Raw genomic sequence first — 20,631 nt, 5'->3', positions numbered from 1 at the left:
CACGACCTGTCGCGGGGAAAGCGGGACCGCACAAGCCGACGGGGTGGGGCCGGGGCATCGTCCCGGCCCCACCCCGTCGGTGGGAGCAGCGCGGTCAGACCCGCTCGGTCTCCCGCTCCTCCGAGCGCTCCGCCGCGGCGGGCTGCGGCTGGGACGCCTTGCGCGGGAGGAGGAAGGCGACGACGACGGTGCCGATGCCGAGGATCACGGCGCCGACGACGCTGGTGTGGGCGACCGAGTCGGCGAACGCCTTGTGGACGGCGTCCACGACGGTCTGGGCCTGCTGGGCGCCGAGCGCGGCGGCCTTCTCCGGGCCGACCTTGGGCGCGGCACCGGCCGCGACCTGCTTGCCGACCTCCTTGGCGACGTAGAGGCCCGCGCCGACCGAGTCCTGGGCGGCGGAGAGCGCCTTCTCCGGCAGCTTGGGGCCGCCCGCGGCGGCGGCCTTGGCGGCGGCGTCACCGAGGTTGGAGGAGTACGTCTTGGCGAGCACCGTGCCGAGGATGGCGATGCCGAGGGAGCCGCCGAGCTCGATGGAGGTGCTGTTGACGGCACCGCCGACGCCCAGCTGGCTCTCCGGGAAGGAGCCCATGATGGCGTTGGTGCAGGGCGACAGGGACAGGCCGATGGCCAGACCCAGGATGATCAGCGGCAGCACGAAGTCGTCGTAGGAGGAGGACGCGTCGACGCGGGTGAGCAGCGCGATGGCGACCGTGCCCACAGTCATGCCCAGCGCGACCGTGATCTTCATGCCGAAGCGCGGGGTGAGGAACGCGGTCAGCGCGCCGCCCACGAACACCGCGCCGGCCAGCGGCAGCATCCGGACGCCGGTGTCCAGCGGCGAGTAGCCGAGGACGAACTGCAGGTGCTGCGTCAGGTAGTAGAACGCGCCGAAGACGGCGAGGAAGAACAGGGCGACCGCCAGCGTCGAGCCCGCGAAGGCCCGCTTGGCGAACCGGCGCACGTCCAGCACCGGACGCGGGTGGCGCAGCTCCCACAGCACGAAGCAGACGAAGCCGACTCCGGCCACTACCGCGGCCGTGATGGCCTTGGCGCCCCAGCCGAAGTGCGGACCCTCGATGATCATGTAGATCAGGGAGCCGACCCAGATGACGGACAGCAGGCCGCCGATGTAGTCGATCTTCGCAGCGTTCTCGGCGTTCTCCGCCTTGGAAGGCGGCACCAGGAACAGCGCGCCCACCGCGCCCAGCAGCGCGATCGGCACGTTGATGAGGAACGTCGAGGCCCAGCCGTGGTCCTCCAGCAGCGCGCCCGCGACCAGCGGGCCGACGGCGATGGCGAGACCGGCGGTGGCCGTCCAGATGGTGATGGCCTTGGCCCGCTCGGCGCGCGGGAAAGTGGCGGCGAGCAGCGACAGGGTCGCCGGCATGATCATGGCCGCGCCGACGCCCATCGCCGCGCGGGACGCGATGACGCCCCCCGCGCTGTCCACCAGCGAGCCCGCGACCGACGCCCCGGCGAACACGAGCAGGCCGAGCACGAGGGCGCCGCGGCGGCTGTACTTGTCACCGACCGCGCCCAGGATCAGCATCAGCGCGGCGTACGGGACGGTGTAGCCGTCGATGACCCACTGGAGGTCGGAGCTGCCGAGACCGAGGCTCTGGACCATGTCCGGGGCGGCCACCGTCAGCGACGTGTTCGCCATGACGATGATCAGCAGGCTGATGCAGAGCACCCCCAGTGCCCACCAGCGTCGCGCGTACGGCCCGTCCATCGCGTCGACGGGACGCGATATCCCCAGGCGCATGGCAACCTTCCTTTCCTCGATCTTGCACTCGATCTTGCACAGGGTTGTGCAATTACACACTGCTGTGCAATGTACGGGGGGTGGACGGCGGTGTGCAAAATGAGGAGGCAGAAGGCCCTGGGCGGGCCGGACGGGCCCGACGGAGAAGAGAACCGATGACCGGCAGAGCGAACGCCAATCGCCGCCGCATCCTGGACGTCGCCCTCGCGGAGCTGCTGCGCGACCCCGAGGCGAGCATGGACCAGATCGCCCGGGCGGCCGGCGTCGTACGCCGTACCGTCTACGGCCACTTCCCCGGCCGCGACGCGCTGGTCGCGGCCCTGGTGGACGACGCGGCGGAGACGGTCGGCGCGGCACGGGCCGAGGCGCTGCGGGCGGTCGGCGACCCGGGCGATGCGGCGGAGGCGCTGGCCCGCGCGATCCTCGCGGTGTGGGAGATCGCCGACGGCTACCGGCTGCTGGTCTCCATGGCGCAGCGCAGCGTCACGGTGGAGGGCATCCTGCGCCGGCTGGAGCCGGTCCGGCGGGAGAGCGAGGCGCTGCTGCGGCGCGGTCTGGAGGCGGGACGGTTCACGTCCGTACTGCCCGCGGCGGCCCTCGCCTACGTGCACGAGCAGATCCTGTTCGGACTGCTCCAGGCCGTCAACGACGGGCTGCTGCCGCCCGAGCGGGCGGGCCGCTCGGCCGCCGTGACGGTCCTGACGGCGGCGGGCGTCCGGGCGGACGAGGCGGCGGAACTGGTGGAACGGATCGCGGCGGAGGACACGGCGGCGGGCTGACCGCCCGCCGGGACAGCGGCGGACGCGGCGACGGGCCGACCGCCCGCCGGGACACACGGCGGTGAGCCGACCGCCCGTCGGAACTCGCGACGGCGAATTGACCCCCGCCGGACAAGACGGCCGGTTGACTCCCGCCGGAACACACGGCGGCGAGCCGACCCCCGCCGGAACACGCGACGACCAGTTGCCCCCCGTCGGACCACACGGCGGCGAGCCGCCCCCACCGAACACGCACCGGAGCGCCGGGCGGAACCCCGCCCGGCGCCCCTGGGACGTGTCACCGACGCGTCACCGACGCACGCGCCCACCGAGAACGCACCGCCGTCCTCAGACGCCCTCAGACGCCCGCCGCCGCCCGCTCCGCCTCCCGCGGTTCCGGCGGCGGCGCTCCGTGGCCGCCGTCCTCCGCCGTCAGCGTGCTCTCGTCGAAGGGCAGCCGCCCGGCGAGGACCTCCTGGGCCCGCTCCCGGTCGATCTCCTTCGTCCAGGTGCCGACGAGCACCGTCGCGACCGCGTTCCCGGCGAAGTTGGTCATGGCGCGCGCCTCGCTCATGAAGCGGTCGATGCCGACGATCAGGCCGACGCCGTCGACGAGTTCGGGCCGGTGCGACTGGAGGCCGCCCGCGAGGGTGGCCAGCCCGGCGCCGGTGACGCCCGCCGCGCCCTTGGACGCGATGATCATGAACAGCAGCAGCGAGACCTGCTGCCCCAGGTCGAGCGGCGTGCCCATCGCCTCCGCGATGAACAGCGAGGCCATCGTCAGGTAGATGGCGGTGCCGTCGAGGTTGAACGAGTAGCCGGTCGGCACGGTGATGCCGACGACGGGCCGGCTGACGCCCAGGTGCTCCATCTTCGCGATGAGCCGGGGCAGCGCCGACTCCGACGACGAGGTGGAGAGGATCAGCAGGAACTCCCGTCCCAGGTACTTCAGAAGCCGGAAGATGTTCACCCCGGCCACCAGGCGCAGCAGCGTCCCCAGAATCACCACGACGAACAGCAGACAGGTCGTATAGAAGCCGATCATGATGACGGCCAGCGACTTCAGCGCGTCGACGCCCGTCGCCCCGACCACCGCGGCGATGGCGCCGAAGGCGCCCACCGGCGCCACCCACATGATCATGGACAGGATCCGGAAGACCAGCTTCTGAAGGTGGCCGACACCGTGCAGCACCGGCTCCCCCGCGCCGCCCATGGCCTGCAGGCCGAAGCCCACCAGCAGCGCGACCAGCAGCGTCTGCAGCACCTCGCCGCCGGTGAGGGCGGACACCAGGGTGGTGGGGATGATGCCGAGGAGGAACGCGGTGGTGGACTCGTGCGCGTTCTTGGCCTGCGCCTCGCCGGCGTGCCGGAGGGCCTCCGTCAGGTGCAGGCCGCTGCCGGGCTCCAGCAGGTTGCCGACGAGCAGGCCGACGGCCAGCGCCACGCTCGACATCAGCAGGAAGTAGCCGAGCGCCAGCCCGCCCACCGCGCCGACCTTGGCGGCCTTGCGGACCGATCCGATGCCGAGCACGATCGTGCAGAAGATGACGGGCGAGATCATCATCTTGATGAGATTGACGAATCCCGTGCCCAGCGGCTTGAGTTCGACGGCCGTGCCGGGGGCGGCGAAGCCGACCGCGATACCGGCCAGCACCGCCGCGATGACGGCGAGGTAGAGGTAGTGGGTCCGGTCCCGCTTCCCGGCCGGCCCTGCCGACGGTCCGGGCGGTCCCGACGGTCCGGGCGGTCCCGGCCGGTCCGGCGGTCCCGGTGGGGTGGACGGTGACGTCGTCGTCACGGGTGTCACGTGGGGCTCCTCGTCGTCGCGGCTCCTGCGGGCCGGCCCCGCCCGTCCGTTCGGCGGGGTCCCGTTCCCGTGAGGGGGGTCCCGGAGACTATGCACGCCGCTGTGACCGCGGTCACCCTTGCGTGCATTACGTTCACGAATGGACCGCGGTGCACACTGTCGGCCATGCGCACACCTCGCATACGTTCCCGCAGCCTCGCCGGCCAGCTCTTCGCCGTGCAGATCGTGCTGGTGGCCGCGGTGGTGGCGGGGTGCGCCGCGTTCGCCTGGATCTCCGACCGCGCCGAGGCCGAGCGGGCCGCGCGCCGGCAGGTGACCGCGACGGCGACGGCGGTGGCCGCGTCCCCCGCCGTCGCCGAGGCGGCCGGGACGAAGGACCCCTCGCGGACGCTCCAGCCCTACGCCGAGCGGGTCCGGCACGACACGGACGTGGACTTCGTGACGATCATGAGCCCGGGCGGCATCCGCTGGACGCACCCGGACCCGGCCAGGATCGGCGAGCGCTTCCTGGGCCACACCGGGCCGGCGCTGGAGGGGCGGGTGTTCGCGGAGACGTACACCGGCACGCTCGGCCCGTCCGTACGGGCCGTCGCCCCCGTCCGGGACCGGCACGGCCGGGTCACCGCCCTGGTCAGCGCCGGCATCACGGTCGACGCGATCAGCGCGCGCCACCGCCGTCAGGTCGTCGCCCTGCTCGTCTTCGCCGCGGCCGTCCTCGCGCTCGGCGGCGCCGGTACGTACGTCCTCAACCGGCGGCTGCGCCGGCACACCCACGGAATGAACGCCACCGAGCTGGCCCGGATGCACGACTACCACGAGGCCGCCCTGCACGCGGTACGCGAGGGGCTGCTGATGCTGGACGGGCAGCGCAGGGTGGCCCTCGTCAACGACGGCGGCCGGGAACTGCTCGGGCTGCGCGGGACGGACGCCGTCGGCCTGCACGTCACCGACCTCGGCCTGCCCCGCTCGCTGACCGACGCCCTGCTGGCGCCCGAGCCGCGCGTCGACGAACTGCACCTGACCGCCGACCGGACGCTGGTCGTCAACACCTCGCCGGTCTCCGGCGGTCAGCGCCGCGGCACCGTCGTCACCCTCAGGGACCACACCGAACTCCAGGCCCTCAGCGGCGAACTGGACTCCGTCCGCGGCTTCGCCGAGGCGCTGCGCTCCCAGGCGCACGAGGCCGCCAACCGGCTGCACACCGTCGTCTCGCTGATCGAACTCGGCCGTGCCGAGGAGGCCATCGGCTTCGCCACCGCCGAACTCGAACTCGCCCAGGCCCTCACCGACCAGGTGGTGGCCGCCGTCGCCGAACCCGTCCTCGCCGCGCTGCTGCTCGGCAAGGCCGCCCACGCCAACGAGCACGGCGTGGAACTGCTGCTCTCCCCCGACAGCCACGTGGACGACGGCCTGCTGCCGCCCGGCCTGCCCACCCGCGACCTGGTCACCGTCCTCGGCAACCTCATCGACAACGCGGTGGACGCGGCCGGTCCCCGCCCCGGCGACGGCCTCCCCGCCGGCGCCGCCCGGGTCACCGTGACCGTCCGGCCGGACGGCGACGACCTGCTGCTGCGCGTCACCGACACCGGCCCCGGGCTGGCCCCCGGCACGGCCGACGAGGTCTTCCGCCGCGGCTGGTCCACCAAGGCCCCCGGCGACGCCCCCCACGGCCACGGCCTGGGCCTCGCCCTGGTCCGCCAGGCGGCGGTGCGCAACGGCGGGACGGTCGAGGCGAGTCAAGCGCCGTCCGGCGGCGCGGAGTTCACGGTCCGGCTGCCGCTGGGCAGCAGCGCCGCGGCGCCGAGCGAAGCCGGTGAGCGGCCGTGACACCCCCCGCGCCACCCACGGCGCCACCACCGCCGACGCCACCGATCCGCGTCCTCGTCGTGGAGGACGACCCGGTGGCCGCCGACGCCCACGCCCTCTACGTCCGGCGCGTCCCGGGCTTCGCCGTGGCCGGGGTGGCGCGCTCGGTGGGCGACGCCTCGCAGTTCCTCAAGCGCTCCCCCGCCGACCTGCTGCTCCTCGACCTCTACCTCCCCGACGGCCACGGACTGCGGCTGCTGCGCTCGCTGCGCTCCGCCGGGCACACGGCGGACGTCATCGCCGTCACCTCGGCCCGCGACCTGGCCGTCGTCCGGGAGGGCGTGTCGCTGGGCGTGGTGCAGTACGTGCTCAAGCCGTTCACCTTCACCACCCTGCGCGACCGGCTGGTGCGGTACGCCGAGTTCCGGTCCGTCGCGGGCGAGGCCAGCGGCCAGGACGAGGTGGACCGCGCGCTCGGCGCGCTGCGCGCCCCCCGCCCCGCCGTGCTGCCCAAGGGCCTGAGCACCGACACCCTGGCGGCGATCACGGACACGCTGCGCGCGGCGGGCCCGGACGGCCTCTCCGCCACCACGGCCGGCGGCGCGGTGGGCATCTCCCGGATCACCGCCCGCCGCTACCTGGAACACCTGGTCGGCACCGGCCGGGCGGCGCGGGCACCGCTGTACGGGCAGGTGGGACGGCCGGAGCTGCGTTACCGCTGGCTGAGCGGGGGCTGAGGGGGAAGCCGCGACGCCGAGGCCGGAGCCCGGCACGGCGTGCGCCGTACGGCGTCCCTGGCGCGTACCCGGGCGGCGGGCAGGGAACGTTACCGGGTGCCACCGAGCCGCCGGGCCCGCCGCGGGCCGCTCGCAGGCTCCGGCCCGTAGGAGGTCGCCCGTGCGCCCCACTGCCCCCGTGCGCCCCGCCGCCCCTGTACGCACCAGCACCCGTGTACGCGCCAGTACCCGTGTGCGTACCAGCTCCCCCGCTCGTACCGCCGCCCCCACGCGTCCCGTCACCAGGGTGCTTCTCGCCGCCGCGCTGACCGCCGCGGCGCTCGCCGGGCCGCTCACCGCCTGCGGGGCCCCGGGTGGCGACCCGGACACCGTCCGGGTGGTCTACCAGCGCAGCACCGACAACAAGTACCGCATCCTGGACGACTATCTGACGGGCGTGAAGCGGCAGTTCGAGCGGGAGCACCCGGGCCGGAGGATGGAGCTCGTCCCCGTCCAGGCCGCGCAGGACGACTACGCCGTCAAGGTGCAGCAGATGATGCGCTCGCCGCGGACCGCGCCGGACCTGGTCCGTGAGGACACCTCCCTCATCGACTCGGACGTCGCGTCGGGCTATCTGCGACCACTGGACGACAAGCTGGCCGGCTGGCAGGACTGGAAGCGGTATCTGCCGGCCGCCAAGGCACTGGTGACGGCGGAGGACGGCAGGACGTACGGGGTGCCGGACGGGACGGACACCCGGGGGCTGTGGTTCAACAAGGAGATCTTCGCCCGGGCCGGTCTGCCGGCCGACTGGCAGCCGCGGACCTGGGACGACGTCCTCGCCGCGGCCCGGGCCGTCCGGGAGCGGGTCCCCGGGGTGATCCCGTTCCACCTCTACACGGGCAAGGGGCCCGGGGAGGCGGCTGCCATGCAGGGGTTCGAGATGCTGCTGTACGGCACCGGGAGGGACCCGCTGTACGACCCGGCGCGGAAGAAGTGGCTGACCGGCCGTCAAGGGCTCGTCGACGCCCTGGAATTCGTCCGCACTGTCTACTCCGAGAAACTCGGCCCGGACCCGACGGACGCCCTCGACCCCAACGTCAGCACGCGCGTCACCGCCGAATGGCTGCCCAAGGGGAAGCTCGCCATCGCCCTGGACGGCAACTGGCTCGGCAAGAACTGGCAGCCGGACGGCAGCAGACCGTGGCCCGCGTGGTCGCGGGTGCTCGGCCGGGCCGCCTTCCCCACGCAGCACGGCGCGGCCCCCGGGCGGGTCAGCCTCTCGGGCGGCTGGGCCTGGGCCGTCGCCGCCCGCTCCCGGAAGGCGGACCTGGCCTGGCAGGTGGTGGAAACCCTGCAGACCCGATCGAACGCCCTCGACTGGACGGTCCGCGACGGGCAGATCGCCGTCCGGGACGACGTCGCCGCCGACGCGCGCTACCGGACGTACGTACCGGGCATCGACTTCTTCACCGGGCTGGTCGCGGTCACCCGCCATCGCCCGGCCCTGCCCGTCTACCCGCAGGTGTCCTCCGCGCTGCAGGAGGCGATGGAGGAGGTCGCCACGGGCGACGCCGCGCCGGCGCGCGCCGCGCGGGACTACGACGAGGAGCTGCGGTCCTTCGCCGACACGGCGGGGGACGGCCGGTGACCGCCCCCCGCCGCCGAGCGCTCACCCGCTGGCTCCCCCTCGCGCCCGCCACCGTCCTGCTGCTGCTCTTCCTCGCCGGACCGGTCGTCTGGTGCGTCGGGATCGCGTTCACCGACACCCGGCTCACCGGCCAGGCGTCCGCCTCCTGGGTCGGACTGGCCAACTTCCGGCACGCCTTCGCGGACGAGAACTTCCGGAACGCGGTCGTCCTCACCCTCGTCTTCACGGTTCTGTCGTCCCTCGTCGGCCAGAACACCCTGGGCTTCGCGCTCGCCGCCCTGATGCGGCACGCGTCCCGGCCGGTCCGCGCGGTCACCGGCACGATCGTGATCGCCGCGTGGGTGGTGCCGGAGATCGTGGCGGGGTTCCTCCTCTACACCTTCTTCCACCGGCGCGGCACCCTCAACGCCATCCTCGAAGCGCTCCACCTGCCCACCCAGAACTGGCTGTTCACCCTGCCCATCCTGGCCGTCTCCTTCGCCAACGTCTGGCGCGGCACCGCGTTCTCCATGCTCGTCTACTCGGCCGCGCTGGACGGCATCCCGCAGGACGTGACCGAAGCCGCGCTCGTCGACGGCGCCACCGGCCTCCGCCGCTTCCGCCACATCACCCTCCCCATGCTCCGCCGCACCATCGGCACCAACCTCATGCTCAACACCCTGCAAACCCTGTCGGTTTTCGGCCTCATCTGGTCCATGACCCGAGGCGGCCCGGCCCACCGCAGCGAGACCCTCCCCGTCTTCATGTACGACCAGGCGTTCCTCAAGTCCCTGATCGGCTACGGAACGGCGGTCGCGCTGCTCCTGCTGCTCGTCGGGGGGTTGTTCTCGGCGGTGTATCTGCGCCTGCTGCGCGAGGAGTGAACGCGGGGGCCCCGCGCGGACGGAGGGACCGGCCCTCGGGGGGCGCGCCGGGGCGGGGCGTTGCCGGGCACTTTCCGGACCGGCCCGTTGCCATTTCCGCGACCCGCGACGGGGCGCGGGCTTCTCCGGCCCTATCATCGGGGCGCGAGTGGCCTTTCCAGGTGCGGACCGCACCTCGAAAAACGGAGGTCCCCGGTGTAGGAAGGGAGTTGTTCATTGGACGCGGAGGTGTTGCGCCAGATGCTCACCGAACGCCGGGCGGCCATCAGTCCCGAAGGGCTGGGGCTGGTACGGATGGATCCCCGGGGCAGAAAGTCCCCGGGTCTGACGCAGGCGCACATGGACCACTTACTCCTGCGCGCCCCGGGCACCTACGGCAAACTGGAGCGCGGCGTCCTGGACAATCCGGCGCCCGAGTATTTGCGTGATGTGGCCCATACTCTCGGACTCACCGAACAGGAATGGGTCGTTCTCTACGGATACGCCCGGGGAGAGCAGCCGCCGTTCCCCCTCGCGGACGGTTCCCGTACCACCACGCCCCGCCACTGGCGCGAGATGGTCACCGAGTCCCCCGGCGTCACCTACATCAGCGACAGCCTGTGGAACGTCCACGCCTACAGCCGCGGATTCGCCGCGTTGTTCCCCGGGCGCCGGGTTCCGCACAACACCATGCACTGGATGCTCTTCGACGAGAGCGCCCGTACCGTGACCCTGCTCGACTGGGAGAACCGCTGGGGGCCGGTGGCCGTCCCCCAGCTCCGGCTGGCGCTGGTCCGGCACAAGGGCGACCCCGTGCTCCAGTGGCTGACCGACCGCTGCCTGGCCGACCCGCTGCTGAGCAGGTGGTACCGGAGCGTCCCGTCCGGGCACGCCCATCCGGACGGGGCGATACGGCCCTGGCGCCACCCGGAGCACGGCCCCGGAACCGTCACCATGTGCGTCAGCGAACTCTCCGGGTTCCCTGGACTGCGGCAGTTCCAACTGACGTTCCGGACGGACGAGTCAGCTGTCCGGGAGTACCCCGAGTCGGACCCGCGCACCCACGACCCCGCCGGGTACTACCCGCCGTGCGTTCCCGCGCCGTGACCGGATCACGCGTGCCAGGCGCCGACCCCTCCGGTGGCGACGAAGCCCGGGCCGAAGGCGAGCAGGAGCCCCGGGGCGCCGGCCGGCGGCGGATCCGTGTGGGTGCGGGCGAGGACGTCCAGGACGGCTACCCCGCCGAGGTTGCCGTTGGCCGCCAGGCTGTCCCACGAGTGCCGCAGCCGTTCCCGGTCCAGGTCCAGTTCCTCGGCCACGCTGTCCAGGATGCGCGGCCCGCCGGGGTGGGCGACGGTCCACTCCGGCAGGAAGGGCCGGCCCCCCTCGGCGGCGGTCACCAGCCATTTCCGGAGCGCGGGCATCGCCTCGCCCGCCGCCTCGATGGCCTTGCGGCTGGAGTTGAAGTGGAAGCCGCTGCCGTCCAGATGGGCCCAGTACCGATCGCGGCTGTGCGGAAGCAAATACTCCCATGTGGAGTCGATCCGCAGGCCCGGCGAGAGGGGCTCGTCCGTGACCACGCAGGCGCCGGCGCCGTCGCCGAACAGCACCTTGTAGATCATGGCTTCCACCGAGGTGTCCTGCTGGTGGTAGATGGCGCTGAAGGTCTCGGCGACGGCCACCAGACACCTGCTGCCCGGATGCGCGGCGATCACGTCGCTCGCGCGGACCAGCGCCTGGGCCCCGCCCGAGCAGGCGAGGGACGCCATCGGGACGCGCCGGACGTCCGGCCGCAGCCCGAGTGCCTGGACCAGGTGGACGTCGAGTCCCGGGACCGCCCACGAGGTGCTGTGGCTGGTGACGACGCAGTCGATGTCGGAGGGCCGCAGCCCGGCGTGCGCGAGGGCGCGGTGGGCGGCCTCCTCGGCGAGCCGGCAGGCGTCGTCGAACGCCACCTGGTTGCGTTCCAGGACCGGGGCGTTCCCGGAGACGGTCGGCGAGTGGAGGGGGCGGGCGAACCTGCGGGTGGAGACCCCGGTCGCCCGGACGATGCGCAAGGTGGCGGCCAGGCGCGGCAGACCGCCGTGGTGGGACTGGATGTCGTCACAGATCTCGTCGGTGGTGACGACGTGTTCGGGCAGCGCTATGGCGGGCCGCGCGACGTAGGCGGGCAAGGGATCCTCCACGGGGGGTCGGTGCGGGGGGCTGCGCCCGGCGGCGGCCGCCGCACGGCGGCCGCCCGGCCGGGTAAGTTCGGGCTCATGTGGCGCGGAGGATGGCCGGCCCGGTGTGCCGGCGTTCCTCACCTGGGCGGAAGATCATGACCATGAGGCGGGCCCGGGGCGACGACAGCGGCTCGGCGGTGCACAGGGACACCCAGCCCGGGCCGAGCCGGGCGTGGAGCAACGGCCGTTCGTCACCGTCCGGGTGGATGTACGACCCGCCGCCCGCCTCGTAGAGCGGGCCCGCGACCGGGTCCGCCAGGACGTCCTTCTCGATGCCCGCGAGCGTCTCGTCGTTCGGCAGGGCCGCCATGGCGGCACGCAACTGCGGCAGCACCATGGGGAGCCAGTGCTCGTCCCAGCCCATCAGGACCTCGCGCGCCTCCGGCGCCAGGAGCATCCACCGCATGGTGTTGGTGGGCACCCGTCCGCTCGGGAAGATCTCGGCGAACGCCTTGTTGTACGTGACCACCCGCCATGACTGGTCGGTGATGTAGGCGATATGGGAGATGCCGTCGATGACGTCCTGCCACGCTCCGCGGACTTCGGTGCCGGACCGCGGATGAAGCGGCGTCGGCGGATCGCGATGAAGCGTGTAGAGCCAAAGCAACGACCACTCGTGTTCGTTGAACGCCAGAAGTCGGGCGACATCCCGCAATAAGTCCTCTGGAGGATTGGGGTAGTTACCCGTCTCCAGCCTGTTGTACGTTCCGTGAGTACGGTGCAACAGTTGATCGATCTGCGATTGCGTGAGCCCGGGAGCACGTCGCCCCTGTCGGGACGGCCTACTCAAACCGTATTCTTCCGGGGCGATGAGCGCCCTTCGTTCGCGCAACAGCCATTGAAGCGCACCCTTGTCCATCGACCCCCCATTACCACGGCTCCCCCGCAGAGGGAAGACGCTTTTGTCCGAGAGTTTTTCGGAGGAAAAGTTGACCGCTGTAATGATCGCATCTCTCCTGCATCATCAGACTCGGGTTCGACCTACGGGGGTGACCGAACCCGATTCGCCGTCCACGGCGAGTGATGTATCAGTTACGGGAGGGGAACATGCGATCGTCCTTCGACGGGAAATGGCGGCAGTGGGCGGAGTTGATACGGCGCCAGTTACCGCGTTCGGGTTTACGTTCTCCCTTCAGGGCCACCACCGCTCAACGCGAAGTTAGTCCTGTGCTCAACGGCTGAAAAGACACCCCACAGCAAGTGAGGGGTTGCGGTCCGACGGAGGGGAACCGTCGGATTCCCCGCCGCACGCGCGGACCTGCTCCAGCGCCGGTCCACACGGGAGGCGCCGACCGCGGGGGAGGCCGCTGATCAGCGGGGATGCCGCCGATCTTTACGCAAAAACCGGGCAAAAACAAGCCTTGTCAGGTTTGAGTAGCCCACAACGGGAGCCGGGCGCCCAGGTGACGCCCGCCGACCCGTACGAGTCCGGCCCGAGCCCGTCGCGCCCCACCGCCGCGGGCCCGTAGTCGTTGCGGGGCCGGAAGCCCGGAGCACGTCCGGGGAGACCGGGCGCGAGGCCCGAACGAGCCCCGGGGGAGCCCGGCGAGGAAGTCCGTCCGCGCGGCCCCCGGCACACGTCGCGTCGAGAGGCCGAGCGGGCGGGAGAGCGCCGCGGAGGACGAGGCGGGGCCCGCCCGTCAGGCGGCCGCCGCCGGCTGGTCCGGGCGGATGACGGCGAAGGGGGCGCCGAAGGGGTCGGCGAGCCAGGCGATGCGCCCGACCCCGGCCACGTCGGCCGCCGGCATCAGGGCCGAGCCGCCGCCGCGCTCCGCCGCCGCGACCACCGCGTCCGGGTCGACGACCGCGAAGTAGGGGATCCAGCGCGGCCGGTCACCCTCCTGCAAGGGGGCCACCCCTCCGAACGAGGCGGCCTGCTGGTCGCCCTCCGCCGTGGAGAGCACCTTGTAGACCATCCCCGGGACCTCCATGTCCGCGACCCGCCACCCGAAGACGCCGCGGTAGAACGCGTACGCCGCGGTCGGGTCGGCCACGTGCAGTTCGGTCCAGCACAGCGCGTTCTCCGCGGAGGCGCTGTCCAGGCCGCCGACGCGACCGGGCTGCCAGACGGCGAACTCCGCGCCGCCCGGGTCGGTGAAGCAGGCCATCCGCCCGGCGTCCATCACGTCGAAGGGCCGGACGCGGACCGTGCCGCCGCCCTGCTCGACGGATTTCGCGGTGGCGTCGGCGTCCGGTGTCCGGAAGTAGACGGTCCAGGCGGAGGAGGCGCCCTCCTCGGTGAGGGGGCCGACGGCCGCGACGGTGGCGCCGTCGCGGCGGAAGAAGCCGTAGCCGCCCGCGTCGGGCCCGGCCGACTGGAACTCCCAGCCGAAGACCGTCCCGTAGAAGTCGGCGGCCCGTCCGGTGTCCGGGCTCCCCAGGTCGAGCCAGCTGGGCGAACCGGTGACGAAATCGGTGGTGAGCATGGCCGTGAACCCCGTCTCTCCTCGTACCACTCGCGCGGTGCTTCCCGCCTACCCCCCGGTTCCCAGTCTGGCACCGGCCCAGGGCCCCCGCCCGGTACGGCGCGGCCCGCCCCCGCGTGCGGCACGGCGGCGACCGCGCGAGCATGGGAAGAGGGGACGGACGGGGCCGGACGGCCCGGCGTGCCCCGCGGCACGCGTCACGCTGCCCGGGCGGGGCAGGCGCGAGGGGGAGACCACGAAGGCGCAGTCAGGAGGTACCACCATGACCACCGCCAAGGACATCATGCACGAGGGCGCGCAGTGGATCCCCAAGACGGAGACGCTGCTCAACGCCGCTCAGCGGATGCGCGACCTGCACGTCGGCGCGCTCCCCGTCAGCGACGAGAACGAGCGCCTGTGCGGCATCATCACCGACCGGGACATCGTGGTGAAGTGCGTGGCCGAGGGCCACGACGCGTCCCGGTGCACCGCCGCCGACCTGGTCCAGGGCACACCGCGCTGGGTCGACGCGAACGCCAGCGTCGAGGAGGTGGTGGAGGAGATGGGCAACCACCACGTCCGCCGGCTGCCGGTGATCGAGAACAAGAGGCTGGTCGGCATGATCAGCGAGGCGGACGTCGCCCGCAACCTTCCCGAGAACCAGGTCCACGCGTTCGCGTCGCGCGTCTACGCGACACCGCCGCAGACCTGAGGTGGTCCGGGCGGGGGACGACGAGCCGATGCGGAGCGGGCCCGGAGCCACCGGGCCCGCTTCCTCACGCCGGGCGCACGCACTCCACGCGCCCTGTCCGCCTCACCCCGCGGCCGCTATCCTCCGAGCACGCGCGCCGGCACCCTCCGTTCCGAGCACGCGCGCCCGCAGCGCCGACCGCCGCGGAGGTTTCATGCGTCCGCTCCCCGCCCCGCGCCCGCCCCTCCCCCGTCTTACCCGCCGCGCCCGGCGCCGGCTGGCCGCGGACGCCGCGCTGCTCGCCGTGGCCGCCGCCTTCGCCGTGCCGCTGCTGTGGCTGGCCCTGGCGTCGGTGGACCCCGAGGCGGGGCTGAGCGTAAGGGCCCCGGACGCGCCCTCGGCGGACAACTTCTCGGCCGTGCTGACGGACGAGATCACCTTCACCCCGATGCTCAACAGCCTGCTGCTGTGCGGCGCGGCCACCGCCCTCACGGTGGCCTGCGCGGCCCTCGCCGCGTACCCGCTGTCCCGCTTCCGCTCCCGCTTCGGCCACTCCTACCTGCTGACGATCCTGTTCACGACCTGCCTCCCGATCACCGCGGTCATGGTGCCGGTCTACGGCCTGTTCGTCCGGATCAACCTCATCGACACCATGTCCGGCACGATCCTGTTCCTGGCCGCCGCCCAACTGCCGTTCGCCGTCTGGCTGATGAAGAACTTCATGGACGGCGTCCCGACGTCGCTGGAGGAGGCGGCGTGGACGGACGGCGCCGGCCGGCTCACGGCGCTGGTGCGGATCGTCCTGCCGCTCATGGGGCCGGGCACGGCCGTCGTGGCCGTCTACTGCTTCGCGCTGATGTGGGGCAACTTCTTCGTCCCGTTCCTGCTCCTGCTGTCGCCGGACCGGCTGCCCGCGTCGGTCACCGTCTTCACCTTCTTCGGCAACCACGGGCAGGTGGCCTACGGGCAGCTCGCCGCGTTCTCGGTTCTCTACTCGACGCCCGTCGTCCTGCTCTACGCCCTGGTCGCCCGGCGGCTCGGCGGCGGCTTCGCGCTGGGCGGTGCGGTGAAGGGGTGACCGTACGGGGACGGCACGCACGCCCCGTACGCTCGCGCGGCCCCGTGCGCCCCCAGGATGACTGCCGTCCCTCTCAGGGACTACGCGACGGACCCCGCTCCTCCCGAAAGTGCGACACCGCTTTCCGGTCTCGCGGCTGACGCCCGGCGGCCTCCCGGCGCCGAGACTGGACGGGTCCCTTCCGATTCCCGTCCGGCCCGGTCCCCCACTCCGGCCCCCGCGGAATCGGCGCCCCCGACCGTCCCCGAGGAGCCCCCTTGTCCCCCACGGCCGTCCCGACCACCCCCCGCACCGGCGCTGTCGTGGCCCGCGCCACCGGCCTGAGCAAGGTGTACGGCGCCGGGGAGACCCGGGTGACCGCCCTGGACGCGGTCGACGTCGCGTTCCGCCGCGGCGAGTTCACCGCGATCATGGGCCCCTCGGGTTCGGGCAAGTCGACGCTGATGCACTGCATGGCCGGCCTGGACACCGTCTCCTCCGGATCCGTCCGGATCGGCGACACGGAGCTGTCCGCACTCGGCGACCGGCAGCTCACCCGGCTGCGCAGGGACAAGGTGGGCTTCGTCTTCCAGGCGTTCAACCTGCTGCCGACCCTGACCGCGCTGGAGAACATCACCCTGCCGATGGACATCGCGGGCCGGCGGCCCGACCCCGAGTGGCTCCAGGAGATCGTCAACGCCCTGGGGCTGTCGGGACGGCTCGCGCACCGGCCGAACCAGCTCTCCGGCGGGCAGCAGCAGCGCGTCGCCGTGGCCCGCGCGCTCACCTCCCGCCCCGAGATCGTCTTCGCCGACGAGCCCACCGGCAACCTGGACTCCCGCGCCGGCGCCGAACTCCTCGGCTTCCTCGGGGAGTCGGTGCGCGCCCTGGACCAGACGGTGGTCATGGTCACCCACGACCCGGTGGCGGCCTCGTACGCGGACCGGGTGCTGTTCCTCGCCGACGGGCGGATCGTCGACGAGATGCCGCGCCCGACCGCCTCGGCGGTGCTGGACCGGATGAAGGCGTTCGAGGCGCACGGCCGCACGAGCTGATCGCCCACCGGCGCCCCCATTCGGCCGCCGAAGACACACAACCGGCCGCCGAAAAACGCACAGCAACCGACCAGACCACCAGAATCCAGGACAGCTTGTGTTCCGTACCGCTCTGCGCAACCTCCTGGCGCACCGGACCCGCCTGCTGATGACCGCCCTCGCGGTCCTCCTCGGCACCGCCTTCGTCTCCGGCACGCTCGTCTTCAGCGACTCCGTGAACAAGGCGTACCGCGACCGGACGTCCCGCAGCCTCGACGACGTCGCCGTCTCCGTGACGTCGACGGGCGGCGGCCCCGGCGCCCCCGGCCTCGACGCCCGGACCGCCGACCGGATCCGCGCGCTCCCCGGCGTCGCCTCCGTACGCCCCTCCGTCACCGGCACCGTCGTCGTCGCCGACCGCCACAGCGAGTCCGCGGGCAGCGACTGGGGCAGTACCGGCGCCAACTACGTGCCCGGCGCGGACGGCAAGGACCGCCGCTACCCGCTCGTCGAGGGCCGCGGCCCGGCCGCCGCCGGGGAGGTCGCGCTCGACACCAGGACGGCAGGGAAGACCGGCGCGCGGATCGGCGGGACGGTACGGCTGGCCGTGGACGGGCCGGTGCTGACCAAGAAGCTCGTCGGCACGGTGCGGACGGACGACCCCCGGGTCGGCGCCGGCGGCAGCCTGGCCCTGTTCGACACGGCCACCGCCCAGAAACTCCTCGGTACCAAGGGCCGGTTCGACGAGCTGGTCGTCACCGCCGCCCCCCGCGCCGACCGGAACGCGCTGACCGCCCGCGTCCGCACCGTCCTGCCCGACGGTGCGCAGGCCAGGAGCGGCACCGAGCTGGCGGCCGAGCAGTCCAAGGCCATCGACGAGCAGACCGGCACGATCCGCAAGACGTTCCTGGTCTTCGCCGCGGTCTCGCTCTTCGTGGGCATCTTCATCGTCGCCAACACCTTCACCATGCTCATCGCCCAACGCACCCGTGAGATCGCGCTGTTGCGGGCGGTCGGCGCGTCGCGACGCCAGGTCGTGCGCTCGGTGCTGATCGAGGCCGGGCTGCTGGGCCTGATCGCGTCGGCGGCCGGGTTCCTGCTGGGCCTCGGGGTCGCGGTCGGCATGCGGTCGCTGCTCGACGCCAACGGCGCGGAACTCCCGGACGGGCCGCTGGTCGTCACGCCCACGTCCGCGCTGGCCGCCCTCGGCGTCGGCTTCCTGGTCACCGTCCTGTCCGCGTGGCTGCCGTCCCGCAAGGCGGCGCGTATCGCACCGGTGGAGGCGCTCGCCGCCGTGGACGCGCCTGCGGGCGCCCGGAGCCTCGTCGTGCGCAACACCATCGGCGCCGTCCTCACCGGCGCGGGCGTCGCGACCATGCTCTACGTCAGCACCCTCAGGAACGCCCGCGACCTCACCGTCCCCATGGCGGGTTCGGTGCTCACCCTCACCGGCGTGATCGTGCTGGCCCCGCTGCTGTCCCGGCCGGTCGTCCACCTCTTCGGGCGGCTCGCCGAGCGCGTCTCCGGGGTGAGCGGCCGACTGGCCCGGCGGAACGCGCTGCGCAACCCGCGGCGCACCGCCGCCACCGCCTCGGCGCTGATGATCGGCCTGACGCTGATCACCGGCCTGACCGTGACGGCGGTCTCCGCCGACCGGGGCGTCGACCGGATGGGCGACCAGGACCTGACGGCCGACTACCGGGTGGACGGCGCGGGCGGCCGGGGCCTGGACCCCGCCACCGCGCGGGCGCTGGCGAAGCTGCCGGGCGTCGCCGCGGCGGTGCCGCTCCGCGTCACCGGCTTCGACTCCGCGGGCGATCCGGCGGGCATCCGGGGGACGGACGTGGCCGCGGTCGGGAAGGTCACCGACCTGAAGGTCCTCAAGGGCTCCCTGTCCGACGTGCACGGCGACCGCGTGGCCGTCAGCGAGGATTACGCTCGCAAACGACACCTGACGGTCGGCTCGTCGCTGCCCATGACGTTCTACGACGGGAAGCGCGGCACCGCCCGCGTCGTCGCCGTCCACTCGGAGAACGACGTACTGAGCGACGTCCTCGCCGCCCCCTCCTTCGTCGATCCGCACCTGGACCGGGTGCGCGACCAGTCGGTGCTGGTCAAGGCCGCGCCCGGGAAGACCGACGGGCTGCGCGCGCGGATCAGGGAGGCCCTGGGCGGCAACCCGGCCGTCAAGGTCGCGAGCCGCGACGAACTGCGCCGCTCCGCCGCCGGCGACATCGACGACGTGCTGTACCTGATGTACGGGCTGCTGGGCGTGGCCGTCGTGATCGCGGTGATCGGCGTGGTCAACACCCTCGCCATGTCGGTCTTCGAGCGGACCCGGGAGATCGGGATGCTCCGGGCGATCGGCCTGTCCCGCTCGGGCGTCAAGGCGATGGTGCGGCTGGAGTCCGTGATGATCGCGATGTTCGGCGCGGTGCTCGGGGTGGGGCTGGGCCTCTTCCTCGCCTGGTCGGGCGGGCATCTGCTGCGGACCTCGTTCCCGCAGTACGAGATGGTCGTGCCGTGGGAGCGGATCGGGGTGTTCCTGCTGCTGGCGCTGGCCGTCGGGATCCTGGCGGCGGCGTGGCCGGCCCGGCGGGCGGCGCGGCTGAACACGCTGGAGGCGATCGGGGCGCAGTGAGGGGCCCGGGGTTCGGGGGTCCGGGGGTCCGTCGCGGGCGGGCCCCCACCTCCGGGTAAGTACCCACCTTATTGTGCGTACTTGAGCGGGACAGTCACCTGGACGAGGCTGAAGGGGCGCGCACAGCCGAGAACACATCCCTCCCCGCCTCTCCAGGAGCAGACCCATCATGAGCAACACCCCCGTCACCGTCCTCGGCCTCGGCGCCATGGGCAAGGCGCTGGCCACCGCCTTCCTCACCAACGGCCACCCGACCACCGTCTGGAACCGCACTCCCGAGAAGGCGGACGCGCTCGTCGCCCTCGGCGCCGTCCGCGCCGACGACGTCGTGGCGGCGGCGAGCGCGAGCGAGCTGGTGATCGCCTGCATCTGGGACTACGCGTCGGTGATGGAGACGCTGGAGCCGGCGGCCGACGCCCTGAAGGGCCGGACGCTGGTCAACCTCACCAACGGCACGCCCGACCAGGCCCGGCGGATGGCCGCCTGGGCGGACAAGCACGGCATCACCTACCTCGACGGCGGCATCATGGCCGTCCCGCCGGGCATCGGCACCGAGCAGGCGTTCATCGTCTACAGCGGCGCCCGGGAGGCGTTCGACACGTACCTCCCGGTGCTGGAACGACTCGGCGCGGCCCGCTTCGTCGGCACCGACCCCGGGCTGGCGGCGCTGTACGACGTGTCGCTGCTGAGCGGCATGTACGGCCAGTTCATGGGCGTGATGCACGCCCTGGCGATGACGTCCTCGGCCGGGGTCCCGGCGGCGGAGTTCGTCCCGCTGCTCACCTCCTGGCTGGAGGCCATGGCGACGGGCATCCCGCGCTTCGCCGAGCAGATCGAGACGGGCGACCACTCCCAGCACGTCGTCTCCAACCTCGCGATGCAGACGGCCGGTTTCGACAACCTCATCGGCGCCGCCGAGGAGCAGGGCGTGCGCCCGGTCTTCTTCACGGCGCTCCAGGAGCTGATGGTGCGGCGGACGGCGGAGGGGTACGGGGCGGACGACCTCACGAGCGTCGTCGAGCTGATGATGACGCGGAAGTAGAACGGAGCCCCGGCGGAATGGGGTTGCGAAGAAGCGGCGTGCGGCGCCCGGTGAACTCCGGGCGCCGCACGCCGCTTTCACGCTCCCTCTCGACGATCTCCCAACGGCCTTTGAGCGCAGGTCCGTTGCGATAGCGTACGGACCAGCGCTTCATACGCGCCCCCCTTCACGAGGGACCCACGCACGTC

At 72.8% G+C, this 20,631-nt stretch carries 16 protein-coding genes and 1 pseudogene; 11 read left to right on the top strand and 6 right to left on the bottom strand.

Annotation, left to right across the window (positions count from 1 at the left end; translation table 11 throughout):
• Positions 1–94: 94 nt before the first annotated feature.
• Complete coding sequence (locus J7W19_RS22575) at positions 95–1,768, bottom strand: MFS transporter (RefSeq protein WP_004946485.1); 1,674 nt, start codon at positions 1,766–1,768, stop codon at positions 95–97.
• Between the two features lie 155 nt (positions 1,769–1,923).
• Here J7W19_RS22575 and J7W19_RS22570 point away from each other — a divergent pair, with 155 nt between their 5' ends.
• Positions 1,924–2,547 carry a TetR/AcrR family transcriptional regulator gene (locus J7W19_RS22570; RefSeq protein WP_004946488.1) on the top strand — a complete coding sequence of 208 codons (624 nt, stop codon included), beginning with the start codon at positions 1,924–1,926 and terminating at the stop codon, positions 2,545–2,547.
• Positions 2,548–2,884: 337 nt separating this feature from the next.
• On the opposite strand, the gene J7W19_RS22565 is transcribed toward J7W19_RS22570, so the two are convergent.
• Positions 2,885–4,333 (bottom strand): cation:dicarboxylate symporter family transporter, encoded by a 1,449-nt coding sequence (locus J7W19_RS22565; protein ID WP_004946491.1) that lies wholly within the window; start codon positions 4,331–4,333, stop codon positions 2,885–2,887.
• Between the two features lie 165 nt (positions 4,334–4,498).
• Between J7W19_RS22565 and J7W19_RS22560 the strand changes: the two genes are divergently transcribed.
• From J7W19_RS22560 to J7W19_RS22540, 5 genes are all read left to right on the top strand, one after another.
• Positions 4,499–6,160 carry a sensor histidine kinase gene (locus tag J7W19_RS22560; protein WP_004946493.1) on the top strand — a complete coding sequence of 554 codons (1,662 nt, stop codon included), beginning with the start codon at positions 4,499–4,501 and terminating at the stop codon, positions 6,158–6,160.
• On the top strand, positions 6,157–6,876 hold the full coding sequence (locus tag J7W19_RS22555) for a response regulator (protein WP_063825800.1): 720 nt from the start codon (positions 6,157–6,159) through the stop codon (positions 6,874–6,876). The genes J7W19_RS22560 and J7W19_RS22555 overlap by 4 nt, the downstream gene beginning before the upstream one ends.
• A gap of 232 nt (positions 6,877–7,108) precedes the next feature.
• Entirely contained in the window at positions 7,109–8,506 is a 1,398-nt protein-coding gene (locus J7W19_RS22550; protein ID WP_106429643.1) for an extracellular solute-binding protein, read from the top strand.
• On the top strand, positions 8,503–9,369 hold the full coding sequence (locus tag J7W19_RS22545) for a carbohydrate ABC transporter permease (protein WP_004946503.1): 867 nt from the start codon (positions 8,503–8,505) through the stop codon (positions 9,367–9,369). Before J7W19_RS22550 ends, J7W19_RS22545 begins: the two co-directional genes overlap by 4 nt.
• A 216-nt stretch (positions 9,370–9,585) precedes the next feature.
• Complete coding sequence (locus J7W19_RS22540) at positions 9,586–10,455, top strand: MmyB family transcriptional regulator (RefSeq protein WP_004946506.1); 870 nt, start codon at positions 9,586–9,588, stop codon at positions 10,453–10,455.
• 5 nt (positions 10,456–10,460) lie between these two features.
• Here the strand turns inward: J7W19_RS22540 and J7W19_RS22535 are convergent, their stop codons facing one another.
• From J7W19_RS22535 to J7W19_RS22525, 4 genes and pseudogenes are all read right to left on the bottom strand, one after another.
• Positions 10,461–11,522, bottom strand: a complete 1,062-nt coding sequence (locus J7W19_RS22535; RefSeq protein ID WP_004946509.1) for a type III polyketide synthase — start codon at positions 11,520–11,522, stop codon at positions 10,461–10,463.
• An 85-nt stretch (positions 11,523–11,607) separates the two neighbouring features.
• Positions 11,608–12,180 (bottom strand): MmyB family transcriptional regulator, encoded by a 573-nt coding sequence (locus tag J7W19_RS22530; protein ID WP_459214092.1) that lies wholly within the window; start codon positions 12,178–12,180, stop codon positions 11,608–11,610.
• A 9-nt stretch (positions 12,181–12,189) separates the two neighbouring features.
• Positions 12,190–12,432: pseudogene (locus J7W19_RS33940) on the bottom strand (helix-turn-helix domain-containing protein); the annotation flags it as partial.
• 781 nt (positions 12,433–13,213) lie between these two features.
• Complete coding sequence (locus J7W19_RS22525; RefSeq protein ID WP_004946513.1) at positions 13,214–13,999, bottom strand: VOC family protein; 786 nt, start codon at positions 13,997–13,999, stop codon at positions 13,214–13,216.
• Between the two features lie 262 nt (positions 14,000–14,261).
• Here J7W19_RS22525 and J7W19_RS22520 point away from each other — a divergent pair, with 262 nt between their 5' ends.
• From J7W19_RS22520 to J7W19_RS22500, 5 genes are all read left to right on the top strand, one after another.
• On the top strand, positions 14,262–14,690 hold the full coding sequence (locus J7W19_RS22520) for a CBS domain-containing protein (protein WP_004946516.1): 429 nt from the start codon (positions 14,262–14,264) through the stop codon (positions 14,688–14,690).
• A gap of 193 nt (positions 14,691–14,883) precedes the next feature.
• On the top strand, positions 14,884–15,747 hold the full coding sequence (locus J7W19_RS22515) for a carbohydrate ABC transporter permease (protein ID WP_004946520.1): 864 nt from the start codon (positions 14,884–14,886) through the stop codon (positions 15,745–15,747).
• Between the two features lie 257 nt (positions 15,748–16,004).
• Positions 16,005–16,781, top strand: a complete 777-nt coding sequence (locus J7W19_RS22510; RefSeq protein ID WP_004946521.1) for an ABC transporter ATP-binding protein — start codon at positions 16,005–16,007, stop codon at positions 16,779–16,781.
• Between the two features lie 97 nt (positions 16,782–16,878).
• On the top strand, positions 16,879–19,401 hold the full coding sequence (locus J7W19_RS22505; protein ID WP_004946524.1) for an ABC transporter permease: 2,523 nt from the start codon (positions 16,879–16,881) through the stop codon (positions 19,399–19,401).
• Positions 19,402–19,570: 169 nt separating this feature from the next.
• The gene (locus J7W19_RS22500; RefSeq protein WP_004946526.1) at positions 19,571–20,443 is read left to right on the top strand and encodes an NAD(P)-dependent oxidoreductase; all 873 of its coding nucleotides are present in this window, start codon (positions 19,571–19,573) and stop codon (positions 20,441–20,443) included.
• Positions 20,444–20,631: the final 188 nt, after the last annotated feature.

This window comes from Streptomyces mobaraensis NBRC 13819 = DSM 40847, from assembly GCF_017916255.1.
Classification (GTDB): domain Bacteria; phylum Actinomycetota; class Actinomycetes; order Streptomycetales; family Streptomycetaceae; genus Streptomyces; species Streptomyces mobaraensis.
The sequence above is the reverse complement of the archived record's forward strand: the minus strand, read 5'-3'. Positions and strand labels throughout refer to the sequence as shown.